Source organism: Bradyrhizobium arachidis (assembly GCF_024758505.1).
GTDB lineage: Bacteria > Pseudomonadota > Alphaproteobacteria > Rhizobiales > Xanthobacteraceae > Bradyrhizobium > Bradyrhizobium manausense_C.
In genome coordinates this window covers 2,151,075-2,175,487 of record NZ_CP077970.1, presented here as the reverse complement: position 1 = coordinate 2,175,487, position 24,413 = coordinate 2,151,075, and the positions used below count along the sequence as shown (strand labels likewise).

Annotated in this window: 14 protein-coding genes; 2 read left to right on the top strand and 12 right to left on the bottom strand. The window is 58.6% G+C overall.

Features of this window, described 5'->3' with window-relative positions; all coding sequences use genetic code 11:
- The 12 genes from KUF59_RS09615 to rfbC all read right to left on the bottom strand — a co-directional run bounded on the left by KUF59_RS09615 (position 1) and on the right by rfbC (position 19,628).
- On the bottom strand, positions 1-1,179 hold the full coding sequence (locus KUF59_RS09615) for a DegT/DnrJ/EryC1/StrS family aminotransferase (RefSeq protein ID WP_212461585.1): 1,179 nt from the start codon (positions 1,177-1,179) through the stop codon (positions 1-3).
- A gap of 92 nt (positions 1,180-1,271) precedes the next feature.
- The gene (locus KUF59_RS09610) at positions 1,272-1,799 is read right to left on the bottom strand and encodes an acyltransferase (protein ID WP_212461586.1); all 528 of its coding nucleotides are present in this window, start codon (positions 1,797-1,799) and stop codon (positions 1,272-1,274) included.
- A 15-nt stretch (positions 1,800-1,814) separates the two neighbouring features.
- The gene (locus KUF59_RS09605) at positions 1,815-3,287 is read right to left on the bottom strand and encodes an oligosaccharide flippase family protein (RefSeq protein ID WP_212461587.1); all 1,473 of its coding nucleotides are present in this window, start codon (positions 3,285-3,287) and stop codon (positions 1,815-1,817) included.
- A gap of 48 nt (positions 3,288-3,335) precedes the next feature.
- Positions 3,336-4,400 carry a Gfo/Idh/MocA family protein gene (locus KUF59_RS09600; RefSeq protein ID WP_212461600.1) on the bottom strand — a complete coding sequence of 355 codons (1,065 nt, stop codon included), beginning with the start codon at positions 4,398-4,400 and terminating at the stop codon, positions 3,336-3,338.
- A 447-nt stretch (positions 4,401-4,847) separates the two neighbouring features.
- The gene (locus KUF59_RS09595) at positions 4,848-6,275 is read right to left on the bottom strand and encodes an HlyD family type I secretion periplasmic adaptor subunit (protein ID WP_249140686.1); all 1,428 of its coding nucleotides are present in this window, start codon (positions 6,273-6,275) and stop codon (positions 4,848-4,850) included.
- Positions 6,272-8,485 carry a peptidase domain-containing ABC transporter gene (locus KUF59_RS09590; protein WP_249140687.1) on the bottom strand — a complete coding sequence of 738 codons (2,214 nt, stop codon included), beginning with the start codon at positions 8,483-8,485 and terminating at the stop codon, positions 6,272-6,274. The genes KUF59_RS09595 and KUF59_RS09590 overlap by 4 nt, the downstream gene beginning before the upstream one ends.
- The gene (locus KUF59_RS09585) at positions 8,463-8,780 is read right to left on the bottom strand and encodes a hypothetical protein (protein WP_212406088.1); all 318 of its coding nucleotides are present in this window, start codon (positions 8,778-8,780) and stop codon (positions 8,463-8,465) included. Before KUF59_RS09585 ends, KUF59_RS09590 begins: the two co-directional genes overlap by 23 nt.
- Positions 8,781-8,790: 10 nt before the next feature.
- Positions 8,791-15,801: a DUF4082 domain-containing protein gene (locus tag KUF59_RS09580; protein WP_258769384.1), complete on the bottom strand. Its 7,011-nt coding sequence runs from the start codon at positions 15,799-15,801 to the stop codon at positions 8,791-8,793.
- A gap of 403 nt (positions 15,802-16,204) precedes the next feature.
- Positions 16,205-17,092 (bottom strand): glucose-1-phosphate thymidylyltransferase RfbA, encoded by an 888-nt coding sequence (gene rfbA / locus KUF59_RS09575; RefSeq protein ID WP_212462354.1) that lies wholly within the window; start codon positions 17,090-17,092, stop codon positions 16,205-16,207.
- Positions 17,001-17,990, bottom strand: a complete 990-nt coding sequence (gene rfbD / locus KUF59_RS09570) for a dTDP-4-dehydrorhamnose reductase (RefSeq protein ID WP_212462355.1) — start codon at positions 17,988-17,990, stop codon at positions 17,001-17,003. Before rfbD ends, rfbA begins: the two co-directional genes overlap by 92 nt.
- A gap of 7 nt (positions 17,991-17,997) precedes the next feature.
- Positions 17,998-19,056, bottom strand: coding sequence for a dTDP-glucose 4,6-dehydratase (gene rfbB / locus KUF59_RS09565; protein WP_212462356.1), 1,059 nt, complete (start codon positions 19,054-19,056; stop codon positions 17,998-18,000).
- Between the two features lie 14 nt (positions 19,057-19,070).
- Positions 19,071-19,628, bottom strand: coding sequence for a dTDP-4-dehydrorhamnose 3,5-epimerase (rfbC, locus tag KUF59_RS09560; RefSeq protein WP_212462357.1), 558 nt, complete (start codon positions 19,626-19,628; stop codon positions 19,071-19,073).
- 354 nt (positions 19,629-19,982) lie between these two features.
- Between rfbC and KUF59_RS09555 the strand changes: the two genes are divergently transcribed.
- The gene (locus KUF59_RS09555; RefSeq protein ID WP_212462439.1) at positions 19,983-22,319 is read left to right on the top strand and encodes an AAA family ATPase; all 2,337 of its coding nucleotides are present in this window, start codon (positions 19,983-19,985) and stop codon (positions 22,317-22,319) included.
- 75 nt (positions 22,320-22,394) lie between these two features.
- Positions 22,395-24,401, top strand: coding sequence for a hypothetical protein (locus KUF59_RS09550; RefSeq protein ID WP_212462358.1), 2,007 nt, complete (start codon positions 22,395-22,397; stop codon positions 24,399-24,401).
- Positions 24,402-24,413 lie beyond the last annotated feature (12 nt).

Below are 24,413 nucleotides of genomic sequence, written 5' to 3'. Positions count from 1 at the left end.
TCAAGACGCTCTCCTGTTTTGGGAACATGCCATGTCGCTTTGTGGATGCTCCATCCGGGTGCTGATGGCTGCGCTAGGCTGCAGTGACGCCGCACTCCTCAATGTTCCGACAACCTCGGCCGCCCGTTCCGGCGGCAGCTCGGGATAAATGGGAAGAGAGAGGAAATCGTTCGCAAGCATCTCAGTGACGGGGAGATCACCGGCGCGATAGCCGAGTTCTGCATACGCCCTTTGCAGATGCACTGGAACGGGATAGTGAATCCCGGCGCCAATTCCGGCATCACGCAACAGCGTCAGCGCGTCGTCGCGCCGCTCCAATCTGACCGCATAGACGTGATACACGTGGCGGGCGTACCGGGGCGGCTGGGGACGTGCGAATGGGAGATCAGACAGCAGTGCATTGTATCGCTCAGCCAGCGACCGACGCGCTTCCGTCCAGCGCTCAATGTAGTCCAGTTTGACGTTCAGTACCGCGCTCTGGATTTCGTCCATGCGATAGTTGTATCCGGGGATGACGTGGTCGTATTTCGCCTCCTGCCCCCAATCCCGCAGCAGTGACACGCGGCGCGCGAATTCAGGCCGGTCGGTGACGACCGCCCCACCCTCGCCAAACGCTCCAAGGTTCTTGCCGGGGTAAAAGCTGAAGCATCCCAGATCGCCGATCGAGCCTGCGCGACGTCCGCGATATTCCGCACCGTGCGCCTGCGCGGCATCCTCGATGACGACCAGCCCGTGACGACGCGCGATGGCCATTATCGTATCCATGTCGGCCATCAGTCCGTGGAGGTGAACTGGCAGAATCGCCTTGGTTCGCGGTGTTATCGCCGCTTCGATCAAGCCGGGATCCATCGTCCATGTTACCGGGTCAACGTCGACAAATACCGGCCTGGCGCCGCTGTAGAGAATGGCCGCGGTCGTTGCGACGAACGTCATGGATACCGTGATGACTTCGTCACCGGGTCCGATGCCCGCCGCCAGCAAGGCAAGGTGAAGCGCCGAAGTGCCACTGTTCACCGCGCGGCAATGGGCGGTCCCGCAATAATCCGCAAAGCGTTCCTCGAAGGCCGTGACCTCGGGTCCGAGCACAAAGTGTCCGCTACTGACAACCCTCGCCACCGCGGCGTCGATTTCCGGCTTGATCTGGCTATATTGTGCTTTCAGGTCCAGGAAGGGTATCAAGATTCAAAGCCCTTGATTTGACCGATATTATATCGATCATTTAAATATCAATATTAAATTTAATCAAGCATTAAATTTAGACCGGATATATATTAACGGTAATAGTCTTTCTGAAGCACCTCTGCTGAGCCGCGAGCGCTCAGGACCGTGTCTTGAGCTGCCGACAGAACCCGAGCGGGCACTCCGGCGACGATGGCGCCGGGCGGAATGTCCTTTGTCACCACCGCTCCCGCGCCTACGGAGGCCCCCTCTCCGATCGTCACACCGCATAGAATAGTCGCGTTCGAGCCGATGGAAGCTCTCCTACCGACGTGAGTGCGCTGAAGTGTCCAGTCCGAAGCCAGCTGAGGACGACCATCCGCGGTTGTTGCCTTCGGATATTTATCGTTCGTGAACATCACGCCGTGACCGACGAAAACCTCGTCCTCGATCGTGACGCCCTCGCAGATGAAGGTGTGCGACGATATCTTGCAACGCGCACCTATCTTTGCCCCCGCCTGGATCTCGACGAAGGTTCCAATCCTGCTCTCGTCGCCGACGGCGCAACCATACAGGTTGACCAGATCGGGATGAAATATCCTGACGTCACGGCCGAGTTTTACATCCTTCGTTATAGGCATGGTTGCTCTCCGAGATTATGCCGGACGTGACCGACGCAGCCACGGCGCACTCCGGAGGAGCCCGCCTGCAGCATGGCGAAGCTGATCCAGCAGCGGATGGCCGGTCATTATCAATCCGCACCACCAGCCGAGCCCGGCAATGGGGAACGACAGTATAAGGCCGGTCAGGGACGTGAGCATGCCCGCTTCGATCAACGCGGCGCAAGCCAGCACACCGGGGGCCATAGCGAACGTCACCAGGCCGCTCTTCACCGAGGCACGGAAAAACTCTCCTGTACTGAAGGCCAGATGCCGCCTGAGGAAATATATCACCACGGCTGTCTGGAACGGGAGCGTCACGAGGGCCGCGGCCGCGACAGCCTCTACGCCGAAAAACGACGCGCACAGAATGACCAGAAGCGAGGGTGGTAGCGAGATAAGCGAAGACACCAGCGCGTCGCGCACGCTTCCAACCGCGAGGAACACGGGGTAGGTCAGGCAAGCCGCGAATAGCGCGAGATTTGCAATGCAGAGAATGCGCACCAAGGGAACTACTTCCAGCCACGTCTGCCCGAGCCAGACCAGAACAATCGGCCGAGCCATGATCGCGACAAAAATCAAGAACGGCCACTGCACAGCCGAAAGGAGCTGAATGGCGTCGAGATAGACGGCTTTCAGATCCGCCCCTGCCCTGCGTTGTGCGACAATCGCCGGCATAATGACAGGATTTAGAACCTGCGCGACGAGCCTGTCGAACATCTGTGTCAGATTGGTAGCCCGGGTGAACAGACCGACAGATCCAAAATCCAGGATTTTGGCGAGGAACAGCTGCGGCGCAAGATTGTAGAAGAGATTGATCACGCTGACCGCGCTGGAATAAAGACCAAAGTTGACAACCTCGCGATGTTCGAGCAGCGAGGGACGCAGGGCGCTCCAGTCACGATGACAGGCTAGCAGCATCACGGTGAATACAGTGCCCCCTGCCAAACCGCCCCAGATCGGAGCCATGTAGCTGAATCCCGCCATCGCAAGCACGATCGATGCGAGGGCAGTCGCCGCTACGGTCGCCAGGTTGCACACGGCCAGCGTGCCGAACTTCATGTCGCGGCGCAGCAGCGCAGATATTGTCCCGTGAAACGGTACTAGAACAAAATTCAGTGCTGACACCTCGATGCCCCTTTTGAGACTGTCCTGGGCGAAGAGCTCCGAGAGCGCGCCCGCAAGTGCGAACAGCAGAAGCGCAATCGCTACTGAGATCCCGAGCGTGATGGTGAAAGCGGAGCGAATGTCCGCGGTGGACAATTCGCGCTTCTGAATCAGATAATTTCCGCCCCCGAACTCAAAAAAGGAGGCGCCAATTATCGTCGTGATGGCACTGACGACTGCATAGACACCGAATTCTGCCGGCGAAAGCAGACGAGCGAGGATCGCGGTGGCAAAGAGGACTAGCACAACGCTGCCATAGCGGTCGGCCGCCGAAAACATGATGGAACGTTGTACCGAATTCATCGCGAGACCGTCGCGCTCTTCGCGGATAGAATGTCGCCCGCCAATGATTCAAACCGTCGCCGTCGCACGTTCCGGGCTCCTGTACGGCTGCCGTTTCAGTAGGACCGGTTTGCCGTGCTCTGTGATGGAGCGGGATGCAGCCTCCAGGACCTCGATCACCCGCAGTCCGGACATGCCACTCGAAATCGGGCGCGCGCCGCTACGCACACAATCGACGAAGTGCTCGACCTCGATCTGCAGCGCTTCCTTTGGGGCGACGTGTGGCGCCCACATATCGCCAGCCCGATACCCGATCCGGAATTGATGGGCGTTGTCGGAGGGGCCGTCCACGGTGATACCCTTGTCATACACCTTGATCTTTTCCGTCGGTTCAAGATCGTCATAGACGATCATCTTCTTGCTGCCTCCGATGAACGTCTGGCGGACCTTGATTGGCGAGAGCCAATTGACGCTAATATGGGCCACGCATGCGCTATCGAAGAACAATGTGATATGGGCCATGTTTTCCGGCGAGCCGACCACATGGCACGATCCTGTCGCCGAAACCGCAACGGGCTCCTCATCCAAGATGTGGTGGATGATCGAAATGTCGTGCACCGCTAAGTCCCAGATCACATTGACATCACTCTGGAACAGGCCAAGGCTCGCGCGCGTGCTGTCGTAGTAGTAGAGATTACCAAGCTCTTTCTTAAGCAGGAGCTCGCGGATTTTCCGCACGGCTGGCGTGTAGACGAAAGTGTGGTCCACGCTCAGTATCAGACCGCGCCGAGCCGCCTCGTCGATCAGGCGTCGGGCCAGATCTGAATTCTGTGCAAGCGGTTTCTCGACCAGAACGTGCTTGCCCGCCTTGAGTGCGGATAGTGCCAATTCATAATGTGTATGAACCGGTGTCGCGATGGCCACGGCATCGACGGCTGGGTTCTTCAACAGTTCGTCGTAACAGGACGTCGTTATCACTCCTGGATAAAGACGCTTGCTGGTCGCGAGCTTTTCCGAATCAAGATCGCTTACACCAATTAGACGTACCGAAGGATGAGCAGCGAAATTGCGGACCAGGTTCGGTCCCCAATAGCCGTATCCGATAACCCCAATTCCAATTGTGTCGTTCGACATAACTGCACCAGAGATCAAAAATCGCGTGAGATGTTGAATTTGCTTGGTTGACTCGATAACTCTTGCGATCGGCATTATTCTATTTTGAATAACATGGAATTTAATTATTATGATATAATACCGAGCAATCAGTTATTTTCAAGAAATTATCTAATTATAATTTTAAAATGCACAACCCTTTGCAACGACAAGCTATTCGGGGCGAAAAATGGATGGCGATTCTGGAGGCGACCTGTCGCAGAACGGATAACGTGAGATTAAATCGGCCATGATCTCAGTTCCGCTCCTTTAGCTCGGCACGGGTATTCGGGACGGCGAAATCTGGCGATATTTGTTCGCGACTTTGAAGCTGTCGGTCCCTTCGCGGGTATACCTCGGATGAGGTCATTGAATCCGGCACCGGCATTGGAGCTGATCTTCATTGAACCGGCATCCACGCCGAATTGCCTAGTACTCCCGGATGCTTTCATCCAGACCGCGAAGCAAGGGGTACAGGAAATAGGAAATCACGGTGCGCTTGCCGACTTTCAGTTCGGCCGTCACCGCCATACCCGGAATCAGTTGAATGCGCTCAGGCGGCAGCCGAAGGTGCGTGTCGGACAAATCGACCAGTACGCGGTAATAGGGAGCTGGCGCGCGGCGCGCACCTTCGGCCTTCGTATCCGGCGAGAACGTGTCCTGACTGATGACGCGGACTTCTCCCGTTGCAGTTCCATACTTCTGGAAGGGAAACGCTTCGAACTTGATCCGGACCGCTTGTCCAAGCGCCACCTGACCGATATCCCGCCCCTCGACGTTGACCTCTGCCTGAAGAGGCACGTCTCGCGGCACCAGGACAAACAGCGTTTCCGCTTCGCGAACCACCGAGCCGACTGTCCGATTTGCGATATCCAGCACCACGGCATCTGCCGGCGCCTGCAGGACGATCAACTGTCGACGAAGCTCGGCCTTCTTCAATTCCTCTGCTGCGCTGTTGCGCTTCGGCAGCGTCTCCACCAGTTCCTGATAAGTGGTGCGACGAAACTCCTCGGCGAAGACCTTCTGGTCAGCGCGGGCCTTGTCCAGACGATGCGTCGTATCGGCGATATTGCCACGAACGCGCGCCAAATTGCTCTCGACCTCGAGCCGTGCATCGCGAGACAGCAGAAAGTTCAGCCTCGAACCGACTTCCTTGTCCATCAGCGTGGTGCGCATGGCTTCAATTGAACGCATCGTGTCGAGCCGCTGAAGGAGAACCACCTCTTCGTTCTGCGCTGTCTTGAGATTGGCTCGAGCGGAAGCGATCTGTGCGTCGTAGTTCTGGATCTGCGCCTCGTAGGCGGCCCCCCTCTGCAAGAACAACTTGCCCTGCAGGACCTGGTCCGCATTCGCGAGATCCTTGACGGCATACTCGGTTCCATTCAATTCGGCGCCCAGGCGATCGATCGACGCATCGAAAGCAGCCACTTTGCCGCGCAATTGATCGAAATCCGCCTGCGAGAAAGTCGGATCGAGGGTGGCCAGAACGTCGCCGCGGTTGACGCGGTCACCGGCCTTGACGCGGATCTCGCGTATGACCGACGTTTCCAACGGCTGCACGACCAGATTGGGATGTGTCGTGGTCAATTTTCCCTGCGCCGTGACGATCATCTCCACTTGCGAAACGGATGCCCAGGTGATCGCGAAGGCAATCAGTGCTAGTACGCCGTAGAGGGTGAGACGCGCGACCCGCGGCGGCGCTTGCTGCTCGACCTCGGTTGCATCGGACTGGAATTCGGCGATCGCTGGCGCTCGCCGCGGCGCTGGCCTGAATGGCTTTCGCCGGCGTTCGACCGTTCTGGCCACGACCAGACCGTCAGGCTTCGCATCCGCGCGAGATTTCTTTGTCTCCTTCATGCAATCTGCTTCATCTGTTGGTTCCACAAATGCCTGTAGATGGTGCATTTCGACAGGAGGTGGTCGTGGCGATCGACGTCGACGATGCGGCCGCGGTCCATCACCAGGATCTGGCTTGCTTCGGTCAGCATTGACAGCCGATGCGAGACGATGATGACGGTACGCCCTGCCGCCAAGCGGCGGAGATTGCGCCTGATGATCATTTCGCTTTCGGAGTCGAGGGCACTCGTCGCTTCATCGAAAATCACGATCCGTGGATTCACGATCAGAGCCCTCGCAATCGCGAGCCGCTGCTTCTGCCCGCCGGACAGGTTCGAAGCGTCTTCCTCGAGCATGGTGTCGAAGCCACGGGGCAACCGCTCGATGAACTCGTCGGCGCCTGCGAGCTGTGCCGCAGCGACGACCTCGGCAAAGGTCGCGTCACGTTTCACGCAGGCGATATTGTCGCGAACCGTCCCGCGAAACAGGAAATTATCCTGTAAGACGATGCCGAGGTTTCGGCGCAGGTGCGCCAGGTCGAGCTCCCGCGAATCATATCCGTCGATACGCAACAGCCCCTGCTGCACCGGATACATGCCCGAAATCAGCCTTGTGAGCGTCGTCTTGCCGGAGCCGCTCCGGCCCACGATCCCGAAGATCGAGCCTGGCTCCACGGCGAAGGAGACATCATCAAGCGCCGGCGCTCCCTCGGCTCCGTAGCGAAAAGAAACGCTCTCGAACTCGATTTTGCCGGCGAAGTCGGGCCGCAGCCCGTCTTTTCTACCATCACGCTCGGGCTTCTGATTCATCACCTCGCCGAGCATTTTCACGGCAAGAGCAACTTCCTGGTACTCGTGCACCATGGTCACGAGTTGGACCAGTGGTCCGGAGACCCTCCCGGCCAACATGTTGAAGGCGACCAGCGCACCGATTGTCATCTCGCCAGCGAAGACATCGAGTGCTCCGACAGCGATGATCCCAAGTGTCATGATCTTCTCGAGAAATCCGGTGAGTGCCTGGGCGCCTGCGGAAATCTTCTCGACACCGAACCGCATGGTTACCGACTGTGCACAGCGGCTATCCCAGATCCTGCCCTGCAAGGGCTCCATCCCCAGCGACTTCACGGTGCGCATACCGTGAACTGTCTCGACGAGGAGAGCCTGCCGCGCACCTTCCGCCTGGTAGAGATCGTAAAGACGTCGCCGAAAGGGCCCCATGAGCAGGCCGATAACAGCGCCGCTCGTGGCAGTGAAGGCCAGAACCATGAGAGTCAATTTGACGCTGTAGAGCGCAAGTACCGGCAGGAAGACGAACAACGACAGCACGTCGAGGGTGGTCAAGAACAGGCGCCCGGTCAGAAACTCACGAATCCGCGCCGCTTGCTGCATATGCTTGACCAGGACACCCGCGGCCATATGCTCGAAGAAAGTGACCGGCAACCCGAGGAGATGACCGAACGTCTTTGTAGCAACTCGAATGTCGACCCTATTGGTCGCATAAAGCAGCAGATAGCGCCGTAGAAAGCCGAACATCGCGTCAAAGACGAGTGCTACGGTCGCCCCCGCCGCGAGTACGTAGAGCGTGGTGAAGCTCTCGTGAACCAGAACCTTGTCGATGACGAGCTGGAAAAAGATCGGGATGACGAGGCCCAACGCATAGAGCAGGATGGCAGCAATCGCGACGTCCCCAAACAGTCGCCATTGACGAAGCAGCTCCGGTACGAACCACCGGAGGCCGAAACTCCTCCGACCATCCTGTGTCAGCTGCCCGCGCTTGACCAGGATCGTGTCTCCGGCCCATTGGGCACAGAACCGGTTCCGGTCGACAACCAAGACCTCGTTCTTACGGTCGGCGAGCGGGTCGAAGACGCTGACGACCTCAGCGCCATCAGTTCCCCGTCTCGCATCAAGAACAACGATCCAGTTGCCATTGGCGAGCCGAACCAGCGCCGGATAGGCTTCTCCGAGACGAATAAGCGCGCCCCAGTCCAGCTTCGTGCTTCTGGCGCGCAGGCCTGCGTCCTTGGCCATGCGCAACAGGAGATTCAACGAGATCGGGCCGGCCACGGCGTAGGCGTGCTTCAGGCGCTCGACCGGCAGATCGATGCCATGATGACCAGAAATCTTGGACAGGCATTCCAATGCGGTCTGCGTCCCCAATCCGGGCGCGTCCGCAACCCGGTCCTCCGCGCCGCCGGCGGCGTCGATTTCAGCGGAAATTCGAAGAGACATTCAGAGACCGTGTGTTGGGCGCAAGCGCATCACGTCCACCCGCACCGTTGTGCGACTCAGCTGGCTGATTCCGCCGGACCACGCCCGCGTCAACCAGGCCCTGAAGTGCCTTCTGCATCACATCGACCGAGTTGGCGAAGGATTCGACCGAAAAAATCAGTCGCTGAGAGAACACTCGTTTGGGAACGTTGTTGGCGTCACGCTCCGTCGGTGAAAGACTGACCAGATCGATGCGGACGATGGTTCCGCTGACGGTAATTTCTTCGATTCCATCGGTATAGAGTTCGGCGTGCATCTTACGTCTCCTATGCTGCTAGCTGAGGTCTGAATAGTACGTCGACGGCGTAACTCGTCGCGTTGAAACTGTTCGTCGGGAACAGACTATCGGTCCCGTACGCGTAAACGCCGTTGCCGCCGCTCGACGAAGACGACGGAGCCGTTAGCTGTCCACTTGTGAAGGAACTGGCGAAGAGGTTTGGATCCGCAGAATAACCTCCCGCACTGTGGTAGGACGCAACATACGTGGTCCCTGCGGCGATCGTCACCGGAGTGCTGAAGTTGACCTGCTGCCAGCCACTCGCCGTTTCGTTGGTGAACGTGGCCGTCGCCAGAAGCGTGCCGGTGCTGCTCCACAGATCGGCAACATGCGTCCCCGTGTTGGACGCTCCTTTGTAGAAACGCAATCCGAGGATATCACCGGTGGTGGACGCCTGGAATTTCATACCAACCTCAATCGCCTTGCCATCGTTGGCCGATACAACACTCGGCGTGGGATTGGAGCTGAACAGGCTAACGACGTTGGACGATGGGGCATGCACCGTCACGTTGACGGAGGCGCTTGCAGTGCCACCCCGGCCGTCTGAGATGGAGTAGTCGAAAGAAGTCGGCCCGGTAAAGCCGCTCGCTGACGTAAACGTCACAGAATTGTTCTGGGCGTTGAAGGTCGCGGTCCCATTAGCTGCACCGCTCACGCCAGTGATCGTCAGAGCGTCGCCGTTCGGATCGGTATCGTTGGCAAGCAGTGCCGCCCCAGAGATAGTAAAGGGGATGCCTTGAGTGGCGTCGAAGCCGCTATCAGCCGTAGCCACCGGTTGCTGGTTGCTGCCGCCGCCGGAGCCGTTGAAGACGACATCCACCCAGTAGTTGCTGGCGTTGAACGAGCTGGTTGGGAACAGATTGCCTGTTCCGTAGGTGTAGACGCCATTGGTGCTCGCAGGAGCCGTGAGCGGGCCGCTGGTGCGAGCGGTGGTGAAGTAATTGGTGGTGGAAGCATAGTGACCGTTGCTGTGAAAGCTCGCCACGTAGGTCGTGCCAGCCGTGATGGACACGGGGTTGCTGAATGTGACGGTCTGCCAGCCACTGCTGCCCTCGTTGGTGAAAGTCGCACTCGCCAGTAGCGTGCCGGTGCTGCTCCACAACGAACCCGTATGAGTCCCGGGGTCATTTGCGCTCTTGTAGTACTTGATGCCGGTGATCGTGCCTGCCACGGAGGACGTGAATTTCACGCCGAGGTTGACTTGCGACACATCGGAATTCGACAGGATGGCCGGCGTGTCCGAGCTCGAGAACAGGCTCACGGCTGAGGGCGTTGTCGTCACCGTGAGATTGAACGTCTCGCTGGCTGACAGACCGCCGAGATCGGTGGCCGAGGTCTTGATGCTGAGGGTGCCAACATTGCTGGACGTTGGTGTACCGCTGAAAGTCCGTGTCGAGGCATTGAAGGTCAGCCATGCGGGAAGTGCCGTGCCGTCGGCGGCGGTCGCTGTGTAGGCGAGCGAATCCCCGGAATCGACGTCGGTGAAGGTGCCCACAGGCAGCGTCAAGGAGAATGACGTACCGACTGTCGCGGTCTGATCGCCGGTCTGGGCGGCCAGCACCGGCGCGTCGTTGGCGCCATGAACTGTGACGGTGAGCGTGGTCGATGACGTGGCGCCGGCGGTGTCGCGCATCGTGTAATTGAAGATATCGCTGAGCGTGTTGGTCGACGACAGCAAGGCCTGCACGGCCGGATCCGTCTCGTTGACCGTATATGTGAAGGTGCCCGAGGCATTGAGCACGAGGCTGCCGTGCGCTCCAGACAGCGCTGAACCGAGTGTGCCGCCGGTCGAGCCGAAGCTGACGGCGGCGACCGTCTTGGTATCGCCCGCGTCGGGATCGGTATCGTTGGTCAGCACGTTGCCAGTAGCCGCCGTGCCACCGATGCTGTTGTTCACGCCGCCCTTCTCGGTGGCATCACCGCCGTCAGCAACCGCGGTTGGTGGCGTATTGTTGGGATTGGAGGAGCCGTTGAAGACGACGTCGACCCAGTAGTTGCTGGCGTTATACGTACTGGTTGGGAACAGATTGCCTGTTCCGTAGGTGTAGACGCCATTGGTGCTCGCAGGAGCCGTGAGCGGGCCGCTGGTGCGAGCGGTGGTGAAGTAATTGGTGGTGGAAGCATAGTGACCGTTGCTGTGAAAGCTCGCCACGTAGGTCGTGCCAGCCGTGATGGACACGGGGCTGCTGAATGTGACGGTCTGCCAGCCACTGCTGCCCTCGTTGGTGAAAGTCGCACTCGCCAGTAGCGTGCCGGTGCTGCTCCACAACGAACCCGTATGAGTCCCGGGGTCATTTGCGCTCTTGTAGTACTTGATGCCGGTGATCGTGCCTGCCACGGAGGACGTGAATTTCACGCCGAGGTTGACTTGCGACGCATCGGAATCCGACAGGATGGCCGGCGTGTCCGAGCTCGAGAACAGGCTCACGGCTGAGGGCGTTGTCGTCACCGTGAGATTGAACGTCTCGCTGGCTGACAGACCGCCGAGATCGGTGGCCGAGGTCTTGATGCTGAGGGTGCCAACATTGCTGGACGTTGGTGTACCGCTGAAAGTCCGTGTCGAGGCATTGAAGGTCAGCCATGCGGGAAGTGCCGTGCCGTCGGCGGCGGTCGCTGTGTAGGCGAGCGAATCCCCGGAATCGACGTCGGTGAAGGTGCCCACAGGCAGCGTCAAGGAGAATGACGTACCGACTGTCGCGGTCTGATCGCCGGTCTGGGCGGCCAGCACCGGCGCGTCGTTGGCGCCATGAACTGTGACGGTGAGCGTGGTCGATGACGTGGCGCCGGCGGTGTCGCGCATCGTGTAATTGAAGATATCGCTGAGCGTGTTGGTCGACGACAGCAAGGCCTGCACGGCCGGATCCGTCTCGTTGACCGTATATGTGAAGGTGCCCGAGGCATTGAGCACGAGGCTGCCGTGCGCTCCAGACAGCGCTGAACCGAGTGTGCCGCCGGTCGAGCCGAAGCTGACGGCGGTGACCGTCTTGGTATCGCCCGCGTCGGGATCGGTATCGTTGGTCAGCACGTTGCCAGTAGCCGCCGTGCCACCGATGCTGTTGTTCACGCCGCCCTTCTCGGTGGCATCACCGCCGTCAGCAACCGCGGTTGGTGGCGTATTGTTGGGATTGGAGGAGCCGTTGAAGACGACGTCGACCCAGTAGTTGCTGGCGTTATACGTACTGGTTGGGAACAGATTGCCTGTTCCGTAGGCGTAGACGCCATTGCCGCTAGCCGGAGCCGTCAACTGGCCGTTGGTAAGTGATGTCGTGAAATAGTTTTGCGTACCGGAGTAATTGCCGTTGGTATGATAGGATGCGACGTAGGTGGTGCCTGCCGTGATCGCCACAGGATTGGAGAAGCTGACCTGCTGCCAACCGCTGGCTGTCTCATTGGTGAATGTGGCAGTCGCAAGCAGGGTTCCGGTCGAACTCCAGAGATCCGCAACATGGGGACCGGTATTCAACGATCCCTTGTAGAAGCGCAGACCGGTTATTGTCCCGTTCACGGATGCGGTAAACTTGACTCCGACTTCGACGGAGCTGGTATCGCCGGAATTGGGGACACTTGGCGCATCGTTGGTGCCGAACAGGCTCTGCGCAGAGACCGGATAGTTGACCTTGAGCGATACCTGGCCGGAACCACTTTGGCCGCTCGTGTCCGTGATCGTGTAGGTGAAGCTCGCCGCCCCGGCATAGCCATTGGCAGGAGTAAAGGTCACGGTCTGGTTCTGCGAATTATAGCTTACGCTTCCGTTGACCGGGTTACCGACGCTGGTAAGCGAGAAAGCCAACCCGGATGGGTTGGTGTCGTTCGCAAGTAGCGTCGATGCCGCAATATTCAGCACACCATTTTGGGTAACCGTGAAGCCACTGTCGCCGTTAGCTTGTGGCGACGCCACGCCTGAATCATCGAAAACGACGTCTACCCAGTAATTCGGGGCTTTCGTAGAGGAAACGTTGCCGGGGAAGGTCGGGCCACTGCCATAGGCATAGACGCCGTTGAGGCTGCTACCTAGCGCGGTGAGCGCACCTTTCGTAACGCCCCCATAGCCGATAAAGTAGAAGTCGGTTGAGGAATAGTGACCGGTGTTCGCGTGGTAGGAAGCAACATATGTCGTGCCAGCGTTCACGCTGACAGGCGTGGCGAAATTAACCTGCTGCCAGCCGCTCGCGGTTTCGTTGGTGAAGGTGGCGCTCGCAAGCAGCGTGCCGTTTGCGGTCCAGAGATCACCAATGTGGGTGCCAGTATTCTGAGACCCTTTGTAGAAACGAATGCCGGTGATCTTGCCCGACACGGCCGGGACGAATTTGACGCCAACCTCAACTGAGGCGGAGTCGCTGTCTGAGAGCAACGCAGGCGTATCGGTACTGCTGAAGAGTGTCAGGTTGGAAGATGGTGTGACCGTGTAGGTTGCGCCCGCACCGGGTGTTTCCAGGTTCAGGCTGTCGTCGACCGCCCTGGTTTTGAGATTATAGGTCCCCTGAGCGCCTGTGACGAACGTGTATGACCAGGTCACGCTCGCCGCGCCGACATTGCTGTTGGCTGGATGCCAGGTTGTTCCCCCATTCGTGGAGATTTCGACGCCGGAAATCTTTCCACCCGCGTCAGTGGCCGTCCCCGTCACTGTGATCGATTGCCCTTCGACAACGCTGGCAGCCGAGAGATTGGTGATACCGGAGGTCGGCGCCGTAGCGTCTGTCGACTGGGACGCGGCCGTCAAGTTCGCTTGCAGCGTCGCCGGCTGAACCCCCATGTCGGCGAACAGGTTAACCATCGCCTGCTGTACGTTGGGATCGACCGGGGTCGCGGGCCCGTCGTGGTCGCTAGCAAGCGCCCACGGCCAGTTGATTGAGCCGGCCGAGAATATCAGTGCGCCACTGACGGGATCCCGATGCAGCACGAGATTGTGGGTCGCCGTGCCGTTTGCGAACGTGTTGCCATAATCGAGGAGAAGCTGTCCATTCACCTGCAATGTTGTAGATGAGACACTCATCAACCCCGCTGGGCGAAATCCGTTGTCCGGCGCGGTGTCCCATTCGACGCCCAACAGGCCAGGTACGAGCGAGGCAGTCTGCCCGGGTGACGTTTGCGCGACGGCCGTGTTGCGCCAGAAGCGCAATTGGGTCATTGGATACGGTATCGTTATCGTATCGTACCGAAATGCGTTGACCGCAAACAATGTACCGGTCAACTCATTCGAGGGAAGAGGCGCACCGAACCGCGGGTCGGAGTAATTTCCGGTCGCCTGTCCTGATGGATCAATCAACGCATTTGCGTGCGTATCCTTGTAGCTAATGAGTGTGCGATTGGCTGATCCGCTGCCATCGATGCTGGGGGCCAACCTTGTTTTCCAAAAGATCTCGTTGCCTGTGAGAAACGCAAGGTTCACGCCAGCATGCGCTGCGGCCTCTACGTTGGCGCGCTGAGCTTCGGTCCAATACTCGTCGTGCCCTGCGTCCATGAAGACTTTGTGATTGAGCAACAACGAGCCGTTTGTCGAAGCATCGACTCCAGAAATGTAAGAAACATCGTACCCGTTCTGCTCCAGCCAATAGATCGCCGCAATCTCGGCCGTGAACGGGGAGTCTCCCCCCTCGGAAAAGGTCCCCTCGCCGTCACGCGTTACGAGGGGGCGATTGTAACTGACCGCGTAGGCTGATCCGCTGACGCCCGGGCCATTCCCGAAATATAGGTTGGCCCCTCCCCAGCCGTTGTAGGCTTGCCAGTCCTCATCACTTGTCTGGAGGACGACGTCGCTGTGCGAAGCGTCGTTCCTTATGATGAACGGGATCTGGAAAATCTCGGTGCCGTTGACGACGCTGGCGATGTAGACGCCCGAGACCGCATCGGTCGGTATGCTCCAGGAGTCGGTCACGCTCCAATTGCCGGCATCTACGAGGCCGGTCGACGGGTCGCGCAATGGATCGGGTTGGACGACCGCAGTTGCGGCCTGATGCTGCAGGCTCGTAACTAGCCTGGCACCATCACCACCGTAATAGCCCAACCGGTAGACATCGACGCGATAGTTTGGGTTGCCGGTCAGGTTGTTGATCTTGAATTGGACTGTCCCGCCGACATTGGTGCTGATTGCAGTCGCAAACCCTTCGGTCAGAGTCGAATTGTCGCCAGGCTGGATCTCCCAGACACTTCTCGGCGTGCCTGGCTTCTGGTTTTCCAGAACGATGGGATTCGTGGGTGGATCGGAGACAATGGTGCCTCCCTGCCCATCGCTTTTGAAATTCCAATTCAAGTCCATCCCCGAGAACAGCAAGGTGACATTGGCAGCACCATTGCTGAAATCGACTGCGCTGATATTCGCGCTATTGTCGTAGTGGACGGTCGCCGACATCGACGATGTGAAGGGCAGATCCTTCAAGTCGATGAGGTTGCCTGGCGCAAGCGGCGCTCCCGGCGAAGAACCTGCGATCAAGCCGTGGAAGTTGGTCGACTGATCGAGGACAAGCGTGCCAGCTCCCGTGTCGAACGACACGGTTATGCCGGAGAACGATCCATTCAAGAACTGGCCGGAAACCGAACCTCCGATCTCCAGGATCGCGTTGTCTGCAATTTCGAAGGATCCTGTGCCGCTGACGTCGCCCTTGAAGTCCCCTGTAGCAATGCGATCGCCAAGGAACGCCCCAACTTCGACGGTCCCATTGTTCAGTACATCGCCTTCGACGACAAATGGCGCCCCCGCACCGAACGAAAGCGTCGCGCCGGCATCAAGGACCAGGCTCCCAATATCAACACTGGCCGTGCTCGTGACGACATACGCTCCTGTCGCATCGAGGACCGCAGAGTCGATGATTCCAGGAACTCCGGCGCTCCAGTTCGTAGCGACATTCCAGACTCCGTCGCTCGGACGGGCCCAGTGGGTGGTGCCTGGGGCCGAAAGCGATGATGATGTCGACGGCGCCCCTTGGTTTGCCACAGATGGAAACGTCGGGACCAAGCCCTGATGGCGGCTCGCCAAAGACGTCGAAGATAGCAGAGCGGACATTCGCGACTGGAAAGATGCGGAGGCGAATCCGGGTCCAGCGCCGCGCGGGTCTGGCGGGTCGCCCGAACCATGCCGAGACGATGGTAGGAAGAAACTGGCGTCACCAACTAGAGGTGGCAGACGAGGTGACTCGCTTGCTAGCGGATCGGCAAACGGCTGGCCCCAGAGGCCGGGCGGGTCCAAGCCCTCGAATGAATTCCAGACCGTCGATTCTCGCCAAAAGGCCGGGATATCTTCCCCTGGAAAAACGGCCCGGGCTCCCCGACCAAAGACGCTCGGCTTTTGAACCAGCATGGTGCGACCGATTAAATAAATAAACCTCAAACATTTAATTCTATTTTAAACCGCCCGTCAATTCAGTGCGCATATAGTTAAGATAAATTACAAAATAGGTTGAGCGGCGCTATCGCGAAGCGAAATGCGGCAGCCGCGTGATTTCGTTCAGATATTTGCCGTAGCCGCTCTTCTCCAGCGGTTGCGCCAGCGCGAGAAGTTGATCACGATTAATGAAGCCCTGTCTGAAGGCGACCTCCTCGAGACAGGCAATCTTCATTCCCTGGCGCTTTTCCAGGGTCTGCACGAACGTCCCTGCATCGATGAGAGACTCGACCGTGCCGGTGTCCAGCCAGGCAAATCCCCGTCCCATACGCTCAACGTGTAGCGCATTGGCCGAAAGGTAGCGCATCTGAAGATCGGTAATCTCGAGCTCTCCGCGCGACGACGGCTCGACCCGACGAGCGTAGCGGACGACGCGATTGTCGAAGAAATACAACCCCGTAATTGCCCAATTGGAAGCCGGCCGTTTGGGTTTCTCCTCGATAGATACCGGGCGATCCGCCTCATCAAACGCGACGACGCCATATCGTTCTGGGTCCCGCACATGATAAGCAAAAACTGTTCCGCCTTCCTCGCGTCCTGCCGCCCTGGCTAGCAGTTCGCTCAGGCCATCGCCGAAGAAGATATTGTCCCCAAGCACCATCGCTACACGATCGCTTCCGATGAAATCGGCACCAACAATGAAGGCGTCAGCGAGACCGGCGGGACGGGTTTGTTCCGCGTAGCTGAGCCGAATGCCCCATTGGCTGCCGTCCCCCAGCAACCGTTCGAACTGACACCGGTCTGAAGGCGTGGTAATGACCAGAATTTCGCGGATCCCCGCCAACATCAGCGTCGACAGGGGATAATAGATCATCGGCTTGTCATAGATCGGGAGCAACTGCTTGCTGACCACGCGCGTGATCGGATAGAGGCGCGTTCCGCTGCCGCCAGCCAGCACGATTCCCTTCAGCATCGGTTTCTCCTTCTCCGACTAGCCGGTCGAGACAAGCTTCGAGTGAATGGCGCCAGGGCGCCAATCGAATCCCGAACACGCGTTCGGCCTTGGATGAGTCCAGGCGCGAGTTCCGAGGCCGACGCGCAGCGGTCGGAAACTCTTCAGTCGTGATCGCCTCGATCGACGGAATCCGCGCTCCACGACGGGAACGCTCATGGAAGATTGCCTGCGCAAAGTCGTGCCAGTTCGTCTCGCCCTGACCGGCGAGATGAAAGATGCCGGCCGTGGCCCTGCGATCGTCAGTTACTGACCGTTGTGCGATCCGAAGGACGGCCTCCGCGAGATCGAATGCGTAGGTCGGATTTCCATGTTGGTCCCGAACAACCCTTACAATGGGCTGCGTCTCACACAGCCGCAGCATCGTTCGAACGAAGTTGCTGCCATAGGGGCTGTAAAGCCACGAGCATCTGAGCACGGTCGCCAGCGGATGCGCGGCCAAAACAGCAGCTTCACCGGCGAGCTTCGAGGCGCCGTAGACATTCAACGGCGCGGGAATGTCACTTTCGTCATACGCATCCGCTTTCGCGCCGTCGAACACATAGTCGGTCGAGAGATGGATGAGTGGAATGTTCATCTGCCACGCGACATCTGCCAGCGCCGCCGCGCCATCGCGGTTGATGCTGAACACCTTCGCTGCTTCAGATTCGGCCTGATCGACCGCCGTGTAAGCGGCCGCATTGATGATTGCCGACGGCGCGATCGACGCGATGAGCTTATCGATCCCTTCGCGGTTCTCCAGATCGAGTTCTCGGCGCCCGAGAGCCACCGCAGGCAGACCGCGCATTGCAGCGAGACCACGAAGACACGTTGCCAACTGACCATTCCGTCCGGCAATGAGGATGGGTCGATCTGTCATCTTCGCCTCAGTGTTGGGCAGCCAGGAGGCCCAGACGCGAGCCGTCATAGACACTGCGGCGAGCACGCTCCCACCATGCACGGTTCTTGAGATACCATCCGACGGTTTCGGCCAAGCCCTGCTCGAAGGTTCTCGTCGGGTGCCAGCCAAGTTCGCGATGCGCCTTCGACGCATCGATCGCATAGCGCGCATCATGTCCCGGACGATCCGGCACGAACGTGATGAGAGATCGTCTCGCTCCCGCGCCCGGAGATAGTCGATCCAGCACGTCACAGACCTGGGTGACGACCTCCAAGTTGGATCGCTGGCCATCTCCGCCGAAGTTGTACTTCTCTCCCGGCTTCCCTTCGTACAGCAGTCTTATCAAGCCGGCGGCATGATCATCGACGTGAAGCCAGTCGCGTATATTTCTGCCGTCGCCATAGACCGGTAGAGGCTTCCGGTCGATCGCGTTGAGGATCGTCAGCGGGATGAGCTTTTCCGGGAACTGATACGGCCCGTAGTTGTTCGAGCAATTCGATACGATGACCGGCAGACCGTAGGTTCGAAACCACGCGAGTGCGAGGTGGTCCGAGGCTGCCTTGCTGGCCGAATACGGCGAACTCGGCTTGTAGGGCGTGTCCTCGCGAAACAAGTCGTCTGGCCCCAATGAACCGTAGACTTCGTCTGTCGATACGTGGATGAAGCGGAACTGCTTCTGCCGCGGAATCGGCAGACGCTCGTGGTAGGTCCGGGCAGCCTCCAACAGCGTGTAGGTGCCAACTATATTGGTGGTGACAAAGGCGTCGGGCCGGGTGATCGAACGGTCGACGTGGCTTTCGGCGGCCAGATGTATGATCGCATCCGGCTCGTAGTCGGCGAACGCGAGATCCATAACCTCGCGATCGCAGATATCGGACTGCAGGAACGCATAAGACTCCAGTCCCTCGATGCTCGCCAGCGAAGCCAGGTTGGCCGCGTATGTCAACTTGTCGACGTTGATCACTGCAGCACCAGTCTGCAGCACCAAACGGCGACACACTGCAGAACCGATAAAGCCCGCTCCGCCGGTCACCAGGATGCGCATTCTACTCGTCTCCACTAGTCGAAAACGCGACCAAGCTGGTTGAGCGCAGGAAGGGTTTGGTCCTTTGGTGACACCTGAGCCTCCGAGGAGGTCACGGGCCACTTGATCGCTAATGCTGGATCAGCCCAATAGACACCGCCGTCGTGGCTCGGGGCGTAGACCTGGTCGACCTTGTACAAGACGACGGTCTTGGGCTGCAGCGTACAGAAACCATGCGCGAACCCCTTCGGAATGAACACCTGCTCACCGCCTTCGCTATCCAATTGGATGGCGATGTGTTTGCCGAAGTTGGGCGATGAACGCCGGAGATCAACAGCAATATCGAGAATGGCCCCGTTCAACACCCGTATGAGCTTCGCCTGGGCGAAGGGCGGTCGCTGGAAATGCAAGCCGCGCACCGTGCCGATCCGATCTGAGCTGGACTGATTATCCTGAACGAAGTCATGAAGGATTCCCTTCTCCGCAAAGGCCGATCGCTGGAAGGTCTCGCAGAAGTAGCCGCGGACGTCGGAAAACCGATCTGTTCGGATTACTTTGACATCAGGGATCGCCAAGGATCGCAGTTCCAGCATTGGGTACCCTCCTGCCGGCCCTCAATTTGGATCGGGCTTCCATACGGCGGACCATAATCCCCAATGGAATTAATTTTCCGCCCCGCCAATCCGCTTCTAAACGCTCACATTATTTTCGATGCAAATACCGGTCAGACCGTAAACCCTAGAAATATCGTCTATTTTGCCAACGTTGGAGCCGAGAGGACGGCCCCACTCTTATTTTCACTCTCGCATTAATTAATATATGATTTATTTAATTTGGCAAGCAGATTTTTATAAGGTATATAATCTCTCACCGCCTCGCACGTCCTTCTTAAACGTTGGTCTGCGGGCGGGCGGCCTCAACGTGACCCACCGTCGGACAGGTACGTGATGCTCCAGAACAATCTTCAACACACGGATAGACTACGGCTGCCTGTGAACGGGCTGCCTCAACCCGTCCAGGCAGACGGCGGAGGAATCAGCGACGTCATCAATTTCGGTATCGGGCTTCTACGACGCCAATATCTCGTAATACTTGTCACTGCTGGAGTGGTCACTGCGGCCAGCCTGCTCTATCTCCGGTTGGTGTCTCCAACCTATACCGCGCAAGTTCAGATCCTGTTGGCCAATCCAAGGCCCCAGTTTGTCCAGCAGCAGTCACTCCTCGCGGAGCCCGCTTTCGATCTCAATCAAATCGAGACCCAGCTTCAGCTCCTGAGATCAAAGGCCACTGCGGTTGCGGTAATCGACCGGTTGAAACTGGCGGACGATCCCGACTTCAATGCGTCAGGGCTATCTCTACAGTCGCTCTGGCAGCGAATTCGGCCGTGGGCCTCGACCGGATCGAAGAAGGATGAGCCATCCGATACGCACCGCGAACCATCGGACACCATCGTAGACGCATTTCTCAATCGGCTTTCAGCTGGCCGTGTCGGGTACAGCAACGTCATTGAGATAAGCTTCAATTCGAGCAACGCAGCCCGAGCCGCGGAGATCGTCAACGCGGTAGCCAATACTTATGTTGCGGACCAGCTCAATGCAAAATTCGACGCCAATCGCAGGGCAACAAGCTGGCTGCAGGAGAGGCTGCGCGACCTAGGTGACCAAGCCCTCGCTGCGCAGCGTGCCGTCGACGTCTACAAGACCCAGCACAACATCGTTTCTTTGGATGGAAAGCCCATCGACGAGCAGCAGATCACAGAGATCAACAATCGATTGGCTGCAGCACGCGCCCAGACCTCTGAGGCCACGGCCAAGTTGGCTCGCTATGAAACTCTCCTTGCGTCCGATCCGACAAAGCCGTCCTCGATGGTCAATCTGGATGCCATCGGGACCGACGCGCTGAACAGTCCGATCATTACGGGGCTGCGCCAGCAGTATCTGGAGCTTACGAGACGTGAGGCCGAGTTGGCGGCGAGGGTCGGTCGCGACCACTTGGCAGTCGTCAATGTCCGGAACCGCGCGCGGGAATTTCGCGTCTCCATTTTCGACGAAGTCAGGAGACTTGCCGAAGTCAGCCGAAGCGAATTCGAGCTCGCCAAACAGCGGCAGGAAGAAATCGAAAAGCAGCTGTCCAAGGCCGTTTCGCAGTCCCGTTCAGTCAATTCTGCCGAACTGACCATCAAGGATCTGGAAAGCAGAGCAAAGGGCTTGCGTAGCTTGTACGAGACCTTCCTGCAGCGTTACATGGGCTCCGCACAGCAAGAGACATTTCCCGTCTCAGAAACGCGGGTACTGTTTCCCGCTTCGCCGCCGCCGAGCAAGAGTAAGCCAAAGACAAGGTTGGTACTGGCGTTCGGCATCCTCGGCGGTCTCGCGCTAGGCGTCGGCTTGGCGCTGCTCAGAGACCTCATGGACCGCGTCTTTCGCACCTCTTCACAAGTCGAAACTGTGTTGGAATTGCCTTGCCTATCTTTGGTCCCATTGTTACCGGCCCGCAAATCTCCGAAGCCGCCAGTTCGCCCCCAGAAAACCGATGATGATCTTCAGCAACGGATAGTGTCGTCTCCAACCGCAATTCATCGGACCGTGGTCGGGATGCCGCTATCACGATATACCGAGGCAATTCGATCCATCAAGCTAGCCATCGACCACAGTCCGACGAAAGTCTCCTCCCAGGTCATTGGCATTACCTCTGCCCTACCGAATGAAGGGAAGACCACGATTGCGGCCTCGCTCGCGCAATTGATCGGGCACACCGGCAAGAGAGCCATCATCGTCGATTGCGACCTGAGGAATCCCTCACTATCCGCTATCTTTGCGCCCAAGGCTGCCAGCGGAATCATCGAAGTTGCAAACGGCAGCCGGTCCCTCGCGGAGGCAATTTGGCGGGATCCGACGACCAATCTTGCATTTCTACCCGCCGTGCGGCGGGGACCTCTGCTTCACACTAGTGAAATTCTTTGCGCCGACGCGATAAGCAAGCTGTTCGACAATTTGCGAGCTAACTATGACTACGTCATCGTTGACCTTCCTCCCCTGACGCCGTTGGTTGATGTCCGAGCCACCTCATCTCTAATAGACTGCTACATTCTAGTTGTTGAATGGGGCCGGACCAAAATCGATGTCGTGCAGCACGCACTGCACACGGCACCCAACATTCACGAATCGCTGATTGGAGCAGTTCTCAGCAAAACGGATACCAAGGCAATGGCTCGTTATGACGGTCACCGGAGCTACTACTATCATGACAGCCACTACATCCGTTATGGCCTTTCTGGGTCTTGAGGCTGTCTCGTAGCGGCCTTCCCGTTCTCCGGCCAGCGGGTCGGCGGAGTGGCCGCACCGCAAGATGGTGTTTACATGATGATCCGGCTTGTCATGTTCGCCGAGTTGGTGGCGATTAGCGCGGCGCTCGCATTGCCGGAAAGCCTGCAAAGCTGGGTATTGGCATCCTTCCTACTTGCGACAGCCGCGCTAGTTGTAGCGATTTTTCCATCATCAGCCTCCCTCGGGCTCGCCAGGCTTCTCAGGCCCGGTCTCGTCGTCGTGCTCGCCGCTCCGGCGCTCTGGATGGCGTTACAGGCGGTGCCGCTGCCTACGGGCACACTCGGCAACCCCATTTGGGCAACTGCATCGGCAGCCTTAAACGAGCCCCTCGCCGAAAGAATCACGGTCGATACCGGGGCGACTATGCTCTCGCTCGCGCAGTATTGCGCTGTGCTCGCCGTTGCTCTCGTCACTGCGGTCATCGCGCTTGACCGATATCGCGCAGCGCAATTCCTGCATATTCTACTGTCGATAGCCATGGTTGCCACGGCTATGTGGTTCGGCAAGGAAACAACTGTTCTCACCGGGCCCGATGGCTCAACCGTCGCAGTGCTGGGCGTCTTGCTCTCCTGCGCGACGGCAATACGCGCGGTCGATCAATTACGGCGGCACAGTCGCCCTGGAACAATTGCGCCAGGGCCGCTCCCTGCTCTGTCCGCCGCGATCATCGCGATGATTGTCTGCATCGCCGCCCTGCTGATCCGGACCAACTCCACCGCTGTCGTTGCCGCCCTCCTCGGATCAGGAATCTTGCTCTCGGTTTTCGCTATTCGCGGGTGGTTCTTGGGCGTGTGGGGTACCGCTGGCGTTCTCGCAACCGCCACGTTGTTCTCCGTTGCCATCGTAACGGTCATTCCGTTCAGGACGAACACCGATCTGACGATCGCCTTGTCAACGAGCAGCCAGATTGCGACAGAACGGATGCTGCAGGACGTCGGGCCGGCGGGATCCGGTGCGGGCGCTTCGACGGTCCTCTTGCCGATCTATCGGGACATTGGAATCGGCGCCCCGCGGGAAAGGCCGACGGCTGCCGCCGCAACTGTTATAGACATGGGGTGGGCCTTCCTCTGCGGTCTCGCAATTGTGGCAATGCTCGGCGCTTGTATTCTGATCAGACGTTCATTGTCGCGAGCTTACGATTACGTGTACCCAGCCTTGGGCGCTGGCGCTTCGATTGCACTGACGATACTGGCCTTTGCCGACCATGGAATTCTGGGTTTTGGCGCATCACTTTTGGTCGCTGCGCTTTTTGGACTGGCGTTCGGTCAAAGCGTCCCCGGCTCGGGACGTGACGCCATATCCTTGGAATCGAAAGAGGCTTCGGACTGGATGGCCAGTCCAACTCCGGCGTCTCGTCCCAGGTTCGCGTCAGCGTTTGCCACCATTTGGCCCCGCGTTGCCCTGATGGTGCTTGGAATCGCGCTGACCATGCAGGCAATATGGATGATCCTCCCAGAGTGGTATCTCGGTCGTCAATCTTCTTTGTCGACAGGCGTATCGACCGCAGCAACATGGCCGAACGGGATCTCGACACCGGTTTCGGTTGCAGCAGCGCGCGACGACTTGTGGACCCGAGAGGGATCAAGATCCCACTGGGATTCGACCGCGGGCGAGCAAAAGACGGCTCTTCCACTGGCCTCGAATGCGTTTGCCCGCGCATTGCGCTCTTCGCCGCTTCGCGGCGACATTTGGCTCATGCTCGCGGCGGCGTCGAAGCACAATTCGGACCAGTCCAGCACCGCAGCCATGCTCAAGATGTCGTACTATACCGCGGCGAATGACTTGGATCTGCTTCCGTTAAGGCTGTCCGTCGCGCTCGCGACTGATGCTGTGGTACGGGAGCTTGAATTTCGTGACTTGATCAAGCGGGACGTCAGCCTCGTCATTACGCATCGGCCTGCCGCCAAGCCAGCGCTTGTGGCCGCGTACCGGTCGGCCTCAGCCGACGGGAAGATCTATCTCGAGGGGCTGATTTCGGAACTGGATCCGACGTACCTCGACAACATGCGCCCGCGGAATTCCCGACAGGGCTCTCGATAAAATCCACCGAGC

Bases quoted from the DNA above. Each gene is read 5' to 3' on its own strand.
- rfbA (WP_212462354.1), bottom strand. From the start codon at position 17,092: ATGCTGAAGGGAATCGTGCTGGCTGGCGGCAGCGGAACGCGCCTCTAT.
- KUF59_RS09605 (WP_212461587.1), bottom strand. From the start codon at position 3,287: ATGAATTCGGTACAACGTTCCATCATGTTTTCGGCGGCCGACCGCTAT.
- rfbB (WP_212462356.1), bottom strand. From the start codon at position 19,056: ATGCGCATCCTGGTGACCGGCGGAGCGGGCTTTATCGGTTCTGCAGTG.
- KUF59_RS09600 (WP_212461600.1), bottom strand. From the start codon at position 4,400: ATGTCGAACGACACAATTGGAATTGGGGTTATCGGATACGGCTATTGG.
- KUF59_RS09590 (WP_249140687.1), bottom strand. From the start codon at position 8,485: ATGTCTCTTCGAATTTCCGCTGAAATCGACGCCGCCGGCGGCGCGGAG.
- KUF59_RS09585 (WP_212406088.1), bottom strand. From the start codon at position 8,780: ATGCACGCCGAACTCTATACCGATGGAATCGAAGAAATTACCGTCAGC.
- KUF59_RS09610 (WP_212461586.1), bottom strand. From the start codon at position 1,799: ATGCCTATAACGAAGGATGTAAAACTCGGCCGTGACGTCAGGATATTT.
- KUF59_RS09555 (WP_212462439.1), top strand. From the start codon at position 19,983: ATGCTCCAGAACAATCTTCAACACACGGATAGACTACGGCTGCCTGTG.
- rfbD (WP_212462355.1), bottom strand. From the start codon at position 17,990: ATGACAGATCGACCCATCCTCATTGCCGGACGGAATGGTCAGTTGGCA.
- KUF59_RS09550 (WP_212462358.1), top strand. From the start codon at position 22,395: ATGATGATCCGGCTTGTCATGTTCGCCGAGTTGGTGGCGATTAGCGCG.
- rfbC (WP_212462357.1), bottom strand. From the start codon at position 19,628: ATGCTGGAACTGCGATCCTTGGCGATCCCTGATGTCAAAGTAATCCGA.
- KUF59_RS09580 (WP_258769384.1), bottom strand. From the start codon at position 15,801: ATGTCCGCTCTGCTATCTTCGACGTCTTTGGCGAGCCGCCATCAGGGC.
- KUF59_RS09595 (WP_249140686.1), bottom strand. From the start codon at position 6,275: ATGAAGGAGACAAAGAAATCTCGCGCGGATGCGAAGCCTGACGGTCTG.